This is a genomic window from Noviherbaspirillum sp. UKPF54, from assembly GCF_007874125.1.
Classification (GTDB): Bacteria; Pseudomonadota; Gammaproteobacteria; order Burkholderiales; family Burkholderiaceae_D; genus Noviherbaspirillum.
In genome coordinates, this window is the sequence record NZ_CP040128.1 from 4,526,548 (window position 1) to 4,542,883 (window position 16,336).

Consider the following 16,336-nt stretch of genomic DNA (forward strand, 5'->3'; position numbering starts at 1 on the left):
GCCTCCCGATCTTTACTTCTTCTTCAGCATCGGCGCCAGGTATTTGCCGGTGAAGCTCACCGGACTCTTGGCGACGTCTTCCGGCGTGCCTGCGGCGATGATCTGCCCGCCACCGGCACCTCCCTCGGGGCCGAGATCGACGATCCAGTCGGCAGTCTTGATGACGTCCAGGTTGTGCTCGATGATGACCACCGTGTTGCCCTGGTCGCGCAGGCGGTGGATCACCTTCAGCAGCAAATCGATATCGTGGAAGTGCAGTCCGGTGGTCGGTTCGTCCAGGATGTACAGCGTGCGGCCGGTATCGCGCTTGGATAATTCCAGCGACAGCTTCACGCGCTGCGCTTCGCCACCCGACAACGTGGTGGCACTCTGGCCCAGACGGATATAGCCGAGGCCCACGTCGAGCAGCGTCTGCAGCTTGCGCGCGACGACCGGCACCGGCTTGAAGAACTCATGCGCTTCCTCGACCGTCATCTCCAGCACTTCGTGGATGTTCTTGCCCTTGTACTGGACTTCCAGCGTTTCGCGGTTGTAGCGCTTGCCGTGGCACACATCGCAAGGCACGTATACATCCGGCAGGAAGTGCATCTCGACCTTGATCACGCCGTCGCCCTGGCAAGCCTCGCAGCGGCCGCCCTTAACGTTGAACGAGAAGCGCCCGGCGCTGTAGCCGCGCTCCTTGGCGGTCGGCACGGTCGCGAACAGGTCGCGGATCGGCGTGAATACGCCGGTATAGGTCGCCGGATTGGAACGCGGCGTGCGGCCGATCGGAGCCTGATCGACCGCAATCACCTTGTCGAAATGTTCCATGCCGTGGATCGACTCGTACGGCGCGGGTTCCGTCTGCGAGCCGTACAGATGGCGCGCAGCGGCGTGGTACAGGGTGTCGTTGACCAGCGTCGACTTGCCCGAGCCGGACACGCCGGTCACGCAGGTCAACAGGCCGACCGGCAGGTTGAGCGTGACGTTCCTGAGGTTGTTGCCGGAGGCGCCGGCAATCACTAGCTGGCGCTCCGGGTCGGGGGCGGTGCGCTTCTTCGGCACGTGAATCGCCAGCGTGCCGTTCAGGTATTTCGCGGTCAGCGACTTCTTGTTTTTCAGGATGGCGTTCAGCGGGCCTTGCGCGATCACTTCGCCGCCATGCACGCCGGCACCGATGCCCATGTCGACGATATAGTCGGCGCAGCGGATCGCATCCTCGTCATGTTCAACCACCAGCACGCTGTTGCCGATGTCGCGCAGGTGCTTCAAGGTGTCGATCAGGCGGTCGTTGTCGCGCTGGTGCAGGCCGATCGACGGCTCGTCCAGCACGTACATCACGCCGGTCAGTCCCGAGCCGATCTGCGACGCCAGGCGGATGCGCTGGGCCTCGCCGCCGGAGAGTGTGTCGGCGCTGCGCTCCAGCGACAGGTAGTCGAGGCCGACGTTGTTCAGGAACTTCAGGCGCGACACGATTTCCTTGATGATGCGGTCCGCGATTTCCTTCTTCGCGCCGGAGAGCTTCAGCTTGTCGAAGAATTCGAGCGTGTCGCGCAGGGGCGTGCGCGACACGTCGTAAATCGTGCGCTCCTGCTTGCCGGAACCCACCTTCACGTAGCGCGCCTCGACGCGCAGGCGCGCGCCCTGGCACGACGGGCATTCCTTCTGGTTGATGAATTTCGCCAGCTCTTCCTTGACCGCGATCGAATCGGTTTCGCGGTAGCGCCGCTGCAGGTTGTTCACCACGCCTTCGAAGGTATGCTCGCGCACCACGGCGCGGCCGCGCTCGTTGATGTAGGTGAACGGGATGGTCTGGCGGCCGGAGCCGTGCAGCACCACTTGCTGCACCTGGTCCGGCAGTTTTTCGAACGCCACATCCAGATCGAATCCGAGATGCTCGGCCAGGCTGGTGAGCATCTGGTAGTAGAACTGGTTGCGGCGGTCCCAGCCCTTGATCGCACCGGAGGCGAGCGACAGATTGGGGAAGGCGACGATGCGCTTGGGGTCGAAGAACTCGATGTGGCCGAGGCCGTCGCATTCCGGGCAGGCGCCCATCGGGTTGTTGAACGAGAACAGGCGCGGCTCCAGTTCCTGCAGCGAATAGCCGCAGGTGGGGCAGGCGAACTTGTTGGAGAACAGGTGCTCCTTGGCGCTGTCCATTTCGAGCGCGATCGCGCGACCCTCGGCCAGACGCAGCGCGGTCTCGAAGCTTTCCGCCAGCCGCTGCTTGACGTCGGCCTTGACCTTCAGGCGGTCGATCACGACATCGATGGTGTGCTTCTCGGTCTTCTTCAGTTTCGGCAGGTCGTCGATTTCATAGATCTTCGCCGCGTGCGTGCCGCTCTGGATGCGGAAGCGAATGAAGCCCTGTGCCTGCATCTGCTCGAACAGGTCGACGTGTTCACCCTTGCGGTTGGCCACCACCGGCGCCAGGATCATCAGCTTGGTATCCTCCGGCATGGCGAGCACGGCGTCGACCATTTGCGACACCGACTGTGCGGCCAGCGGATTTTCCGGGTGGTCGGGGCAGTAGGGCGTGCCCACGCGCGCATACAACAGGCGCAGGTAGTCATGGATTTCGGTCACGGTGCCGACGGTCGAACGCGGATTGTGCGAGGTCGCCTTCTGCTCGATCGAGATCGCCGGCGACAGGCCTTCGATCAGGTCGACGTCGGGCTTTTCCATCAGTTGCAGGAACTGGCGCGCGTAGGCCGACAGCGATTCCACGTAGCGGCGTTGCCCTTCCGCATAAAGCGTGTCGAAGGCCAGCGAGGACTTGCCGGAACCGGACAGGCCGGTGATGACGATGAGCTGGTTGCGCGGCAATTCCAGGTTAATGTTCTTGAGGTTGTGCGTGCGCGCACCGCGGATTCGGATTTCTTCCATGAACTGCCTTTAACTGGTAGACAACACCGGCTTAATCCCGGTCAACCTGATACTATAACGGGTTTTGAAACGCGCCGTATCCAGTCCTTTACTTCCGCCTCCCATGTCCTCGACCGCTTCCGTTGAAATTAACCCCCGCATGAGCCGCGCGGAAATCCGCGCCAGCGGCTTGCTGGCATCGATTCTGGCGATGCGCATGCTCGGCTGGTTCTTGATCCTCCCGGTGTTTTCCGTTGCCGCAAAAAGCCTGACCGGTGGCGACAGCGTGACCCTGGTCGGCTGGGCGATGGGAATCTACGGGCTGGCCCAGGCCTTCGGCCAGCTCCCCTACGGCATGGCGTCCGACCGATACGGACGCAAGCCGGTCATCGTCATCGGCCTGGTGCTGTTCGCCATCGGCTCGTTCATCGCCGCCGCCGCCACCGATATTCACTGGGTCATCGCAGGCCGGGCGATCCAGGGCGCCGGCGCGATTTCGGCGGCCGTCACAGCCTTCATCGCCGACTCGACGCGCGAGGAGCACCGCACCAAGGCCATGGCGATGGTCGGCGGCTCGATCGGCATCACCTTCGCCGTATCGATGGTGCTGTCGCCGATGCTGTACCAGTGGATGGGCATGGGCGGGATCTTCAGCCTGACTGGCGTGCTGGCGATAATTGCAATTCCGGTGGTGCTGTTCATGGTGCCGACCATGCCGCGCGTGCCGTCGGGCCGTGCCGATTTCGGCCTGGTGCTGAAAAGCGCCGAGCTGATGCGCCTGAATTTCGGCGTGTTCGTCCTGCACATGACGCAGGTCGCCATGTTTGTCGTCGTGCCGCCGGCCCTGGTCCAGTACGCCGACCTGCCGATCGCATCGCACTGGAAAGTGTACCTGCCGGTGATGGTCGCCTCGTTCGTGCTGATGCTGCCGCCGATCTTCGTCGGCGAGCGGCAGGGCAAAATGAAGCAGGTGTTTGTGGCCGCGATTGCACTGATGCTGGCTGTGCAAGCCGGGTTGTGGCTGTTCTTGCAGACGCCGATGCATTGGTCGGTCCTGGTCATCCTGCTCCTGGCCTTTTTCATCTCGTTCAACATTCTGGAAGCCAGCCAGCCATCGCTGGTGTCGCGCATTGCGCCGTCGTCGGCCAAGGGCGCCGCGCTTGGCGTGTACAACACGCTGCAGGCGCTGGGGCTGGCTTGCGGTGGCGTGGTCGGCGGCTGGCTGCGCCAGCATGTGAGCGCGTCTTCGGTGTTCGCGCTGGGGGCGGGACTGACCATCGTCTGGCTTATAATTGCCGCAAACATGAAGAACCTGCCGCGGCGCGGCACGGCGGCAAAGACTGCCTGAATGCCGGCACGCCAGATTCGCACCTCGATTCACTTAAAGTTCAAGTATTAGGAGAAAGTTATGGCCTCGGTCAATAAAGTCATTATCGTCGGCAACCTGGGGCGCGATCCGGAAACGCGCTACATGCCGAACGGCGAAGCCGTCACCAATGTCGCGGTAGCGACCACGGAAAGCTGGAAAGACAAGAATAGCGGCGAGAAGAAGGAATTGACCGAATGGCACCGCATCACGTTCTACCGCAAGCTCGCTGAAATCGCCGGCCAATACCTGAAGAAGGGCTCGCAAGTCTATGTCGAAGGGCGCCTGCAGACGCGCAAATGGACCGACAAGGAAGGCGTCGAGCGTTATACCACCGAGATCATCGCCGATACCATGCAGATGCTGGGTAGCCGCCAGGGTATGGGCGGCGGCGCACCGGCGCCGATGGATGACGACTACGGCAGTGCGCCGGCGCCGCGCCAAAGCGCAGGCGGCGGCGGTGCGGCCCGTCCGGCAGCGTCCCGTCCGGCGCCGAACTTCAGCGACATGGATGACGACATTCCATTCTGAAGCACGCCGTTCTTGATTGAAAAAAGGGCTGGAAGCGCAAAGACTTCCAGCCCTTTTTGTTTGCGCGCTACCGCTCCATGGCTAACGAGGTCGCTCCATCCACTTGCGAGATGCATCACGTCTAGTCAACCGGTTTTTCATGTCAAGGGCATTTCCTACGTCTTTTTGTGGATTTTCTGCAATAAGATGTTGCCGTACTTTAATTTCCTCAACGCATTTTGTTAAGATCGTGCCAGCAAACGAACGATGCACATGCGCCGTCTGATTGCAGCACCGCCATTCAAGACAATTCGATAATGTTTCCCAGACCTCGACCGCGGACCGATTACCCTGTTAATTTGCAATTGGAAAGCCTGATGGAGGCCGCCGGCGACGCCGTGTTTCGAATGGCGAAAGACGGGACCATCCTGTATGCCAGCGGGCGCGCCATCGAGCTGGTTTGTCCCGGTGCCAGCCTGGTGGGGCCGCATCTGGGCGAAATCGTCGAGGAAGAAGACCATGCCGCGCTGGAGGCCGCCATCGCCCACGCGGCCAGCACGGAAACGCCGAGCCGGGTCAACGCCCGGCTGACGACGCCACAGGGCGCGCTCTGGATGGAGTTGCAGATTGCCGCCTTTTCCAATGCCGACGACCAGATCGAGTTGCTCGCGGTAGGCAGGGATATCTCGGGCCAGCAGGAAACCGAGGAGCGCCTGCGGCACATGGCCACGCACGACGCGCTCACCGGCTTGCCGAACCGTTCACTGCTGTCCGACCGCGTACGCATGGCCATTGCGCAGTCGCGCCGCACCGGCGAAGGATTCGCCTTGCTGGCGCTCGACCTGGACGGCTTCAAGAAGGTCAACGATGCGCTCGGCCATCAGCTGGGCGATGCCTTGCTGCGCGTGGCGGCGGCCCGCCTCTCCGAAACCTTGCGCGACGTCGATACGCTGGCGCGCGTGGGCGGAGACGAATTCGTCGCGGTATTGCCGGAAGCGGTATCGGATGCCGAGATCTACGCCATTGCGCGCCGCATGATCTCGGTGATGCAAATGCCGTTCGATATCCAGGGTCATACGCTGTACATCGGCACCTCGATCGGCGCAGCCGTCTTCCCGCAGCACGGCGACGGCGAAGTCAAGCTGCTCGCACACGCCGACACCGCGATGTACCGTGCCAAGGAAATCGGCAAGGGGCGCTGCGTGATCTACGATCAGCAGAAATTCACGCAGCCGGAGCACGACGTGTCGCTGGAAGCCGCGATGTTCCAGGCGGTACGCAATGGCGAATTCCTGCTGAATTACCAGCCGATCGTCGATGCCGGCAGCCGGCAGATCATGGGCTTCGAGGCGCTCATGCGCTGGCAGCGGCCGGGCGAAGGCCTGGTGCCGCCTTCGCAATTCATCCCTATGGCCGAAAGCAACGGCCTGATCAACCTGCTTGGCGCATGGGCGCTGAAAGCCGCCTGCGTGCAGCTCAAGCGCTTCGAGGAGGCGGCCGGCAGGCCGCTCTACATCTCGGTCAACGTCAGTCCGCGCCAGTTCCGCAACGACCAGTTCCTCGGCATCATCGATGAAGCGATGCGCTTGTCGGGCCTGCGCGGCGAACAGCTGCTGCTCGAAATCACCGAGGGTATCCTGATGTCGGACCCGGAGCATGCCGAGGCGTTTCTCAAGGAGATGGTCGCGCGCAATGTGCGCATCGCCATCGACGACTTTGGCACCGGATACTCTTCGCTGGCCTACCTGAAGCGCTTCCCGATCGCCACGCTGAAGATCGACCGCGCATTCATCAAGGACTTGCCGGGCTCGGTGAAGGACGTCGCGATCTGCAACGTGGTGCTGAGCCTGGCCAAGCACCTGGACCTGAGCACGGTGGCCGAAGGCGTGGAGAACGAAGCGCAGCTGCAGTTTCTCGCAAGGCAGGGCTGCAGTCTGATACAAGGATACCTCACCGGCAGTCCGCTGCTGCCCGAGCAGGCATTGGCGGTGCTGAAGGCACCCCCATCCGCGCCGCTAAAACGCGTGCTCCAGTAAGAACAACATCATGAATACCTCTCCTGACTCCGACTCCCTGCCGCGCGAAAACGCGGAGGAAACGATGGAACTGCTCTGGTCGCGGGTGCGCCAGCGCGGCGACCTGCCCGGCTTTTCCAAGGTGGTGGGCGCGATCATCGGCGCCATGCACGACGACGACGATCGCGAATTCAACATGACCAAGACGGTCCTGCAGGACCCGGCCTTGACGCAGAAAGTCCTGCGGCTGGCCAACAGCGCGATGTATTCCGTGTTTGGCCAGGGCATCAATACCGTCTCCAAGGCGGTGATCGTGCTTGGCACCGAAGCCATCGGCCACCTGGCGATCGGCCTGAAGCTGATCGAAGACCTGGCGGCCGCATCGACCGATTCCGCGGTAGCACGCATGGAAATGGAAAAGGCGGTGCTGGCCGGCCACGTCGCCCGCCATCTGGCTTCTTCGGCCGGCACGCGCGATGCCGAGGAGGCGGTGGTCTGCGCGATGCTGCACTCGCTAGGCCGCATGATGACAACGTTTTACCTGTACGACCGCTGGCAGCGGATGCAGGAATGCCGCATCGAGTCGGGCTTGAGCGAGGAGCAGGCTGCGCTGTATATCCTCGGACTCAGCCTCGATGAAATCGGGCGCCAGGTCGCACAGCAATGGGGGCTGCCGGCCACCTTGGTGCATACCATGCGCGAGGTGACGCCCGAACCGGTGAGCGAGCCGCTCGGGCATGCCGATTGGCTGGCAGCCGTGTCGACGCTGTCATCTCAGTGTGCCAGCGTGCTGTGCGCCAACGACGATGCTTCGGACAAGACGCTGGCAGCACTGGCCCACAATTTTGCGGAGATGCTCGGCCTGGAGGGGGCGGCGGTATTGACGGCGTTAAATGCCGCGCAACAAACGGTCGCCCAGGAAGAGCCGGTCGTGGTGCGTCCGCTCAAGCGGGTCGAGTTCGACAAGTCGCTGCTGGCGCAGCGGCATGCCGGCAAGCCGGCGGATGCGACGCTGATCCTGATGCGCGGCATCGCCGATATCCGCGGCGCCCTGCATGCGGCAAGCATCAGCCAGTTGATGACGATGGCGCTGGAAACGGTTTATCAGGGATTGGGATTCGGCCGCTCGATTGCATTCTTGCGCGATCTCGAACAGGCGCAATATGCTGCCCGCATGTACTTCGGCGATGTCATGCAGGGGATGCTGCCGCGCCTGGTATTCGGGGATGCTTACCAGCCCGACGTATTCCATGCGGCGCTGGCCAACGACAAGATGATTTTCATCGAGAACGCGCAGGACTCGGCGTTCGCCAACAAGGTGCCGCGTTGGTGGCGGCAGGCGTTTCCGACAGTGCGCAGTTTCATGGTGCTGCCGCTGACCGTCAACCGGCAGCCGATCGGATTCATCTACGGCGACTGGAACGGCTCCCGGCCGAGCGCCAAAATCACGCAATCCGAGGCTGACTTGCTCGATGAGTTACGTATGCTCATTGTGCGGGCCGTCGAGCAGCGGCGCCAGATGGAAGCGTCCTGGGCCAGGAAGTTGATTTAAGCGTGGCGAATTGCTAATGAAATAACGAAGTGCTATTGTCTCGCGCATTGTTGAATTGATAATGCGTGAAACATGAGAGATGCCATTGTCATGGCGGCCATTCTGTTGGGTGGCCTGCTCCTGTGGTTGTTCCTGCATCGGCAAAAACCGATGCGATTCCGTCAACGGTCGGTCCTGACCGGCGGCGACCTCGACTTTTTTTTCCGTCTGCGCGATGCCTTGCCGGGATGTGTCGTTTGTCCGCGCGTGGCGATATCGGCCCTGATCGAACCGGCCGGTGCAGGCACATCGCGTCAGCAGGCGATGGCGCACATTGCCGGTGGCCGGGTGGGTTACGCTGTTTTTGACCAGGAAATGCGCTTGCTGGCCGTGGTCGAGTTGAGTCACCGCTCGCGCGTCAGTCGGCGTGAAATCGCCAGGGATGCCTGGTTTTCCAGTGCAGGCATCAAGACCGTTCGTTTCCATGCCAAACTCCCGCCGACTTCCAGGCAGATCGCGGACAGCATTCTCATGCAGGGGAAGCCCCATCACTGGCCGCGCCCCGGCCAGCGCGGCGAGAAGGTCCGCAACCGGCGTGCCGACTCGCCGTGGCGCAATACCACCAGGATCCGGATGTGAGCCGGCGGCGGGGGAGAGGCGCCGGCTTGCAACTGCTTGCTCGCGGCGCCTATTGATACATAAAATTGATCGCAAAATCGCGCAGGTTTGACGCGATTTAATGATTAAATTGCGTATGGCCCGCCTTCCCCGACTTGTCGTTCCCCATCAGCCGCACCACCTCATCCAAAGCGGTGTCGATCGCCAAGCGATATTTCGCGACACCGACGATTTCGGCAGTTTCTTGCGCTGGCTGCGCGAAGCGGCCCGGCAATTCAAGGTCGCGATTCACGCCTACGTCCTGATGCCAAATCATTTGCACTTGCTGGCAACACCAAGCGACGACACCGGGTTGGCGCGCATGATGCAGTGGGTGGGGCGGCATTATGTGCCGTATTTCAATGCCAAATATCAGCGCACCGGCACCTTGTGGCAGGGGCGATATCGGGCAACAGTGATTGATTCCGAGCAGTATTTTCTTGTTTGCAGTAAATATATCGAGCTCAACCCGGTGCGCGCCGGCCTTGTCGCGCAACCCGGCGACTATCCCTGGTCCAGTTTTTCCCATCACATCGGCGCCAAGCCGGACCCCGTCATCACAGATCATGCAGTGTACTGGGCGCTGGGAAATACCCCGTTCGACCGCGAGGCGGCCTACCGGGAACTAATGGAGTCTGCCCTTGCGGCGGGAGAAGTGAACGCGTTGAGCGAGGCGGCCTTGAAAGGCTGGCCGCTCGGCTCCGAGAAATTCAAGAATGCGCTGGCAAAGCAGGTACGGCGCCGCGTCGCACCGGCCAAGCGCGGACGCCCCGCGAAATCGGCTGCCCCAGATTCCAACGTTTCCCCACAGCACGACAATTAACCGCCTGCCAGGCAGGCGCACTGGAGCGCGGCAGTTCGGCACGCCGCGATTTACTCTGTCCCCATTTAATAAAGCTATTTATTTCGGTTAATCTTAATTTTGCTCTGACCCTATTTATTTAGATTGAACTATCTACTGCGCTGCACTATCCTTCAAGCTCGATACAACAAACTCGCGGAGTTACGCTTATGCACGCGCAAGGTTTATACGACCCTTCCAACGAACATGACGCCTGCGGCGTCGGTTTTGTCGCTCATATCAAAGGCAAGAAAAGCCACTCGATCGTCGAGCAGGGCCTGCTGATCCTGAAAAACCTCGACCACCGGGGCGCGGTCGGCGCCGACAAGCTGATGGGTGATGGCGCGGGCATCCTGATCCAGATCCCGGATCAGTACTTCCGCGAAGAAATGGCGAAGCAAGGCGTGACGCTGCCGCCGCCGGGCGAATATGGCGTGGGCATGGTGTTCTTGCCGAAGGAAAATGCTTCTCGCATCGCCTGCGAGCAGGAAATCGAGCGCGCGGTGCTGGCCGAAGGCCAGGTCGTGCTCGGCTGGCGCGACGTGCCGGTCGACTTCGACATGCCGATGTCGCCGACCGTGCGCGCGAAAGAACCGGTGATCCGCCAGATCTTCATCGGCCGCGGTCCGGACATCATGGTCACCGACGCTTTGGAGCGCAAGCTGTACGTGATCCGCAAATCCTCCGGCCACGCGATCCAGGCGCTGAACCTGTTGCACGGCAAGGAATTCTTCGTGCCGTCGATGTCGGCGCGCACCATCGTTTATAAGGGCCTGCTGCTGGCCGACCAGGTCGGCGTCTATTACAAGGACCTGCAGGACCCGCGCTGCATTTCCGCGCTCGCCCTGGTGCACCAGCGCTTCTCCACCAACACTTTCCCGGAATGGCCACTGGCGCACCCGTACCGCCTGATCGCGCACAATGGCGAGATCAACACGGTGAAGGGCAACTTCAACTGGATGCGCGCCCGCGAAGGCGTGATGAAGTCTCACGTGCTCGGCGAAGACCTGCAAAAGCTGTTCCCGCTGATTTATGAAGGCCAGTCCGATACCGCCTGTTACGACAACGCGCTCGAACTGCTGGTGATGGCCGGTTATCCGATCGCCCAGGCGATGATGATGATGATCCCGGAAGCGTGGGAAAACCACGCGCTGATGGATGACAACCGCCGCGCCTTCTACGAATACCATGCCGCGATGATGGAGCCGTGGGACGGCCCCGCCGCGATGGCCTTCACCGACGGCCGCCACATCGGCGGCACGCTCGACCGCAATGGCTTGCGCCCGGCGCGCTACATCGTGACCGACGACGACCTGGTCGTGATGGCGTCCGAATCCGGCGTGCTGCCGATCCCGGAATCGAAGATCATCAAGAAGTGGCGCCTGCAACCGGGCAAGATGTTCCTGATCGACCTCGAAGCCGGCCGTATCATCGACGACAAGGAACTCAAGGACACCTACGCCAACGCCAAGCCGTACAAGCAATGGATCGAGTCGGTGCGCATCAAGCTCGACGAGCTCGACGCCGAGCCGGCCGAGGCGAAATCCGCGATTCCGCTGCTGGACCGCCAGCAAGTGTTCGGCTACACCCAGGAAGACATCAAGTTCCTGCTCGCGCCGATGGCAAGCGGTGGTGAAGAAGCGATCGGCTCGATGGGCAACGACTCGCCGCTGGCTGTCATGTCCAACAAGAATAAGCCGCTCTATAACTACTTCAAGCAGCTGTTCGCGCAAGTGACCAACCCGCCGATCGACCCGATCCGCGAAGCGATGGTGATGTCGCTGGTGTCCTTCGTCGGCCCGAAGCCGAACCTGCTCGACACCAACAACATCAACCCGCCGATGCGTCTCGAAGTGTCGCAGCCGGTCCTCGACTACGCGGACATCGCCAAGCTGCGCAACATCAGCAAGCACACCGGCAACAAGTTCAAGTCGTATGAACTGAACATCTGCTATCCGGTGGCTTGGGGCAAGGAAGGCATCGAGGCACGTCTGGCATCGCTATGCGCCAAGGCCGTCGATGCAGTCAAGTCGGGCCACAACATCCTGATCATCTCCGACCGCAAGGTCGACGCCGACCAGGTGGCCATTCCGGCCTTGCTCGCCACGTCGGCTATCCACCTGCACCTGGTCAGCAAGGGCCTGCGCACCTCCACCGGCCTGGTGGTCGAAACCGGTTCCGCGCGCGAGACGCACCACTTCGCCCTGCTGGCAGGCTACGGCGCCGAAGCGATCCATCCCTATCTCGTGATGGATACGCTGTCCGACATGGCGCAGAACATCCCGAACCTGACGCCGGAAAAAGCGATCTACAACTTCCAGAAAGCGGTCGGCAAGGGCCTGATGAAGGTCATGTCCAAGATGGGCATCTCGACCTACATGTCCTACTGCGGCGCGCAGATCTTCGAAGCGATCGGCTTGAACAAGGCGCTGGTCGACAAGTATTTCAAGGGCACCGCCTCCAACGTCGAAGGCATCGGCGTGTTCGAGGTTGCCGAAGAAGCGCTGCGCCTGCACAAGCTGGCATTCTCCAGCGACCCGGTGCTCGCTAACGCGCTCGACGCCGGCGGCGAATACGCCTTCCGCGTGCGCGGCGAAGAGCACATGTGGACGCCGGACGCGATCGCCAAGCTGCAGCATTCGACCCGCTCCAACAACTTCAACACGTACAAGGAATACGCGCAGATCATCAACGATCAGAGCAAGCGCCACATGACGCTGCGCGGCCTGTTCGAGTTCAAGATCGACCCGACCAAGGCGATCCCGATCGACGAAGTCGAGCCGGCCAAGGAAATCGTCAAGCGCTTCGCCACCGGCGCCATGTCGCTCGGCTCGATCTCGACCGAGGCGCATGCCACGCTGGCGATCGCGATGAACCGCATCGGCGGCAAGTCCAACACCGGCGAAGGCGGCGAGGACGAGCAGCGCTATCGCCAGGAACTGAAGGGCATCCCGATCAAGAAGGGCGAGACGCTCGCCTCCGTGATCGGCAAGGACCGCGTTGAGGTCGACCTGCCGCTGATGGCGGGCGATTCGCTGCGTTCGAAGATCAAGCAGGTGGCGTCGGGCCGTTTCGGCGTGACCACCGAATACCTGACTTCGGCCGACCAGATCCAGATCAAGATGGCTCAGGGCGCCAAGCCGGGTGAAGGCGGCCAGCTGCCGGGCCACAAGGTGTCCGAGTACATCGCCAAGCTGCGCTTCTCGGTGCCGGGCGTGGGCCTGATTTCGCCGCCGCCGCACCACGACATCTATTCGATCGAAGACCTGGCGCAGCTGATCCACGACCTGAAGAACGCCAATCCGAAGGCCGACATCTCGGTCAAGCTGGTGTCGGAAGTCGGCGTGGGCACGATTGCCGCGGGCGTGGCAAAGGCCAAGGCCGACCACGTCGTGATCGCCGGCCATGACGGCGGCACCGGCGCGTCGCCGCTGTCCTCGATCAAGCATGCCGGCTCGCCGTGGGAGCTGGGCCTGGCCGAAACGCAGCAGACGCTGGTGCTGAACCGCCTGCGCAGCCGCATCCGCGTGCAGACCGACGGCCAGATCAAGACTGGCCGCGACGTCGTCATCGGCGCGATGCTGGGTGCCGACGAGTTCGGTTTCGCAACGGCTCCGCTGGTCGTCGAAGGTTGCATCATGATGCGCAAGTGCCACCTGAACACCTGCCCGGTCGGCGTTGCGACCCAGGATCCGGTGCTGCGCGCGAAGTTCTCCGGCAAGCCGGAATACGTGGTGAACTACTTCTTCTTCGTCGCCGAGGAAGTCCGCCAGATCATGGCGCAGCTGGGCATTCGTACCTTCAACGAACTGGTCGGGCGCGCCGACCTGCTCGACAAGTCGAAGGCGATCTCGCACTGGAAGGCCAAGGGCCTGGATTTCAGCAAGATATTCCACCAGCCGGACGTGCCGGCCGAGGAACCGCGCTTCCAGGTCGAAGTGCAGGATCACGGCCTGGACAAGGCGCTCGACCACAAGCTGATCGCGCAGGCAAAGGCGGCCATCGAAAAGGGCGAGAAAGTGTCGTTCATTTCGCCGGTCAAGAACGTCAACCGCACCGTCGGCACCATGCTGTCGGGCGAAGTCGCGAAGAAGTACGGCCACGAAGGACTGCCGGACGACACGATCCACATCCAGCTGCAAGGCACGGCGGGGCAGTCGGCCGCGGCCTTCCTGGCGCACGGCATCACGCTGGACCTGGTCGGTGAAGGCAACGACTACGTCGGCAAGGGCTTGTCGGGCGGCCGCATCATCGTGCGTCCGAACACTGAGTTCCGCGGTTGGGCGGTCGACAACATCATCATCGGTAACACCGTGCTGTACGGCGCGATTTCCGGTGAGGCCTTCTTCAACGGCGTCGCCGGCGAGCGTTTCGCGGTGCGTAACTCTGGCGCGGTCACGGTGGTCGAAGGCACCGGCGATCACGGTTGCGAGTACATGACCGGCGGCACGGTCGTCGTGCTGGGCGCCACCGGCCGCAACTTCGCGGCGGGTATGTCGGGCGGCGTCGCCTACGTGTACGACCCGGACGGTGACTTCGCCAGGAAGTGCAACATGGCCATGGTGTCGCTCGAGCCGGTGCTGGCAAGCGCCGACCAGGAGTCGAAGATCGAGCGCGCGCTGTGGCACAGCACCGTGCGCGGCGGCGAAGGCCAGACCGACGAAGCGATCCTGAAGGGCTTGATCGAGCGTCACTTCAAGTACACCGGCAGCACGCGCGCGCGCAACCTGCTGGATGACTGGAACAATGCCCGCAACAAGTTCGTCAAGGTCTTCCCGAACGAATACAAGCGGGCGCTGGGCGAGTTGAACGCGGCGAAACAGGCCAAGGAAAAGATCGCGGCTTAAGTCAGTTCAATGCAGTTGTCCCTCTCCCGTGCAAGGGAGAGGTTAGGTGGGGGATGGTTTTCGGATGGTTGAAACCCGTCCCCGCCCCGGCCCTCCCCGCGACGGGGAGGGAGGGAGACGAGAAAGAATACTGAAGGAACATCATGGGAAAAGTAACCGGCTTTCTGGAATACCAACGCCTGCAAGAAGCGAGCGAAGCGCCGCAATCGCGCAAGAAGCATTACAAGGAATTCGTGCTGCACCTGTCGGATGCCGATGCCAAGATCCAGGGGGCGCGCTGCATGGACTGCGGCATCCCGTTCTGCAATAACGGCTGCCCGGTCAACAACATCATTCCTGACTGGAACGATCTGGTCTATCACGGCAACTATCAGGAAGCGCTGGAAGTCCTGCACTCCACCAACAACTTCCCTGAATTCACCGGCCGCATCTGCCCGGCGCCATGCGAAGCCGCATGCACGCTTGGCATCAACAACGATCCGGTCGGCATCAAGTCGATCGAGCACTTCATCATCGACAAGGGCTGGGAAAACGGCTGGGTGGTACCGCAGGTGCCTGCGCAAAAAACGGGCAAGAAGGTCGCCGTGGTCGGCGCCGGCCCGGCCGGCCTGGCCGCCGCACAGCAACTGGCGCGCGCCGGTCATGACGTGACCGTGTTCGAAAAGAACGATCGTGTCGGCGGCCTGCTGCGCTATGGTATCCCCGACTTCAAGATGGAAAAGTCGCATATCGACCGCCGCGTCGAGCAGATGAAGGCCGAAGGCGTCACCTTCCGCACCGGCGTTTTCGTCGGCAAGGACTTTCCGTCGAACGTCTACAACTGGGCGAAAGAGACGATTTCTCCTGACCAGTTGAAGAAGGATTTCGACGCGATCGTCATTTCCGGCGGCGCCGAGCAGCCGCGCGACTTGCCGGTTCCCGGCCGTGAGCTGAAGGGCGTGCACTTCGCGATGGAATTCCTGCCGCTGCAAAACAAGGTCAATGCCGGCGACAAGGTGAAGGACCAGATCATGGCCACCGGCAAGCACGTCGTCGTGATCGGCGGCGGCGATACCGGTTCCGACTGCGTCGGCACTTCGAACCGTCACGGCGCGGCCGCCGTCACCCAGTTCGAACTGCTGCCGCAGCCGCCCGAGCAGGAAAACAAGCCGCTGGTGTGGCCGTACTGGCCGACCAAGCTGCGCACCTCGTCGTCGCACGAGGAAGGCTGCGAGCGCGACTGGGCGGTAGCGACCAAGCGCCTCGAAGGCAAGAACGGCAAGGTCGAGAAGCTGATCGCCGTGCGCGTCGAATGGAAGGACGGCAAGATGGTCGAAGTGCCGAATTCCGAATTCGAAATCAAGGCCGACCTCGTGCTGCTCGCGATGGGCTTCGTGTCTCCAGTGCAGCAGGTGCTGGACGCGTTCGGCGTGGACAAGGATGCGCGCGGCAACGCCAAGGCGACGACCGACGGCGAAGGCTGTTACCAGACGTCCGTGGGCAAGGTGTTTGCAGCAGGCGACATGCGCCGCGGGCAGTCGCTGGTGGTGTGGGCGATTCGCGAAGGCCGCCAGTGCGCGCGCGCCGTGGATGAATTCCTGATGGGATCGTCCGTATTGCCGCGCTAACCCAGGTTAATCCCTTTCACCCGCCTGAGCGCAAGCTCAGGCGGGTTTTTTATTGCGCACCGTGAGAATTCGGGGGTATTTTGGCTTCTACCAAAAGTGCGTTTGCCATTTCTGCACT

At 62.1% G+C, this 16,336-nt stretch carries 9 protein-coding genes; 8 read left to right on the forward strand and 1 reads right to left on the reverse strand.

Annotated elements, in window-relative coordinates; translation table 11 throughout:
* Positions 1 to 12: 12 nt before the first annotated feature.
* Positions 13 to 2,865 (reverse strand): excinuclease ABC subunit UvrA, encoded by a 2,853-nt coding sequence (gene uvrA / locus FAY22_RS20925; RefSeq protein ID WP_146332741.1) that lies wholly within the window; start codon positions 2,863 to 2,865, stop codon positions 13 to 15.
* Positions 2,866 to 3,004: 139 nt separating this feature from the next.
* Between uvrA and FAY22_RS20930 the strand changes: the two genes are divergently transcribed.
* The 8 genes from FAY22_RS20930 to FAY22_RS20965 all read left to right on the forward strand — a co-directional run bounded on the left by FAY22_RS20930 (position 3,005) and on the right by FAY22_RS20965 (position 16,218).
* A complete protein-coding gene (locus tag FAY22_RS20930) occupies positions 3,005 to 4,192 on the forward strand; it encodes an MFS transporter (RefSeq protein WP_146332743.1) in 1,188 nt (395 codons plus the stop codon).
* A 60-nt stretch (positions 4,193 to 4,252) separates the two neighbouring features.
* A complete protein-coding gene (gene ssb / locus FAY22_RS20935) occupies positions 4,253 to 4,741 on the forward strand; it encodes a single-stranded DNA-binding protein (RefSeq protein WP_146332745.1) in 489 nt (162 codons plus the stop codon).
* A 356-nt stretch (positions 4,742 to 5,097) separates the two neighbouring features.
* Positions 5,098 to 6,756 carry a bifunctional diguanylate cyclase/phosphodiesterase gene (locus FAY22_RS20940; RefSeq protein ID WP_146332747.1) on the forward strand — a complete coding sequence of 553 codons (1,659 nt, stop codon included), beginning with the start codon at positions 5,098 to 5,100 and terminating at the stop codon, positions 6,754 to 6,756.
* 10 nt (positions 6,757 to 6,766) lie between these two features.
* A complete protein-coding gene (locus FAY22_RS20945; RefSeq protein WP_146332749.1) occupies positions 6,767 to 8,287 on the forward strand; it encodes an HDOD domain-containing protein in 1,521 nt (506 codons plus the stop codon).
* A gap of 90 nt (positions 8,288 to 8,377) precedes the next feature.
* A complete protein-coding gene (locus FAY22_RS20950) occupies positions 8,378 to 8,905 on the forward strand; it encodes a DUF2726 domain-containing protein (protein ID WP_168204910.1) in 528 nt (175 codons plus the stop codon).
* Between the two features lie 115 nt (positions 8,906 to 9,020).
* Complete coding sequence (locus FAY22_RS20955; RefSeq protein ID WP_146333569.1) at positions 9,021 to 9,746, forward strand: transposase; 726 nt, start codon at positions 9,021 to 9,023, stop codon at positions 9,744 to 9,746.
* Between the two features lie 188 nt (positions 9,747 to 9,934).
* Positions 9,935 to 14,611, forward strand: a complete 4,677-nt coding sequence (locus FAY22_RS20960; protein ID WP_146332753.1) for a glutamate synthase-related protein — start codon at positions 9,935 to 9,937, stop codon at positions 14,609 to 14,611.
* Positions 14,612 to 14,754: 143 nt separating this feature from the next.
* A complete protein-coding gene (locus tag FAY22_RS20965; protein ID WP_146332755.1) occupies positions 14,755 to 16,218 on the forward strand; it encodes a glutamate synthase subunit beta in 1,464 nt (487 codons plus the stop codon).
* Positions 16,219 to 16,336 lie beyond the last annotated feature (118 nt).

Bases quoted from the DNA above. Each gene is read 5' to 3' on its own strand.
- uvrA (WP_146332741.1), bottom strand. From the start codon at position 2,865: ATGGAAGAAATCCGAATCCGCGGTGCGCGCACGCACAACCTCAAGAAC.
- FAY22_RS20930 (WP_146332743.1), top strand. From the start codon at position 3,005: ATGAGCCGCGCGGAAATCCGCGCCAGCGGCTTGCTGGCATCGATTCTG.
- ssb (WP_146332745.1), top strand. From the start codon at position 4,253: ATGGCCTCGGTCAATAAAGTCATTATCGTCGGCAACCTGGGGCGCGAT.
- FAY22_RS20940 (WP_146332747.1), top strand. From the start codon at position 5,098: ATGGAGGCCGCCGGCGACGCCGTGTTTCGAATGGCGAAAGACGGGACC.
- FAY22_RS20945 (WP_146332749.1), top strand. From the start codon at position 6,767: ATGAATACCTCTCCTGACTCCGACTCCCTGCCGCGCGAAAACGCGGAG.
- FAY22_RS20950 (WP_168204910.1), top strand. From the start codon at position 8,378: ATGGCGGCCATTCTGTTGGGTGGCCTGCTCCTGTGGTTGTTCCTGCAT.
- FAY22_RS20955 (WP_146333569.1), top strand. From the start codon at position 9,021: ATGGCCCGCCTTCCCCGACTTGTCGTTCCCCATCAGCCGCACCACCTC.
- FAY22_RS20960 (WP_146332753.1), top strand. From the start codon at position 9,935: ATGCACGCGCAAGGTTTATACGACCCTTCCAACGAACATGACGCCTGC.
- FAY22_RS20965 (WP_146332755.1), top strand. From the start codon at position 14,755: ATGGGAAAAGTAACCGGCTTTCTGGAATACCAACGCCTGCAAGAAGCG.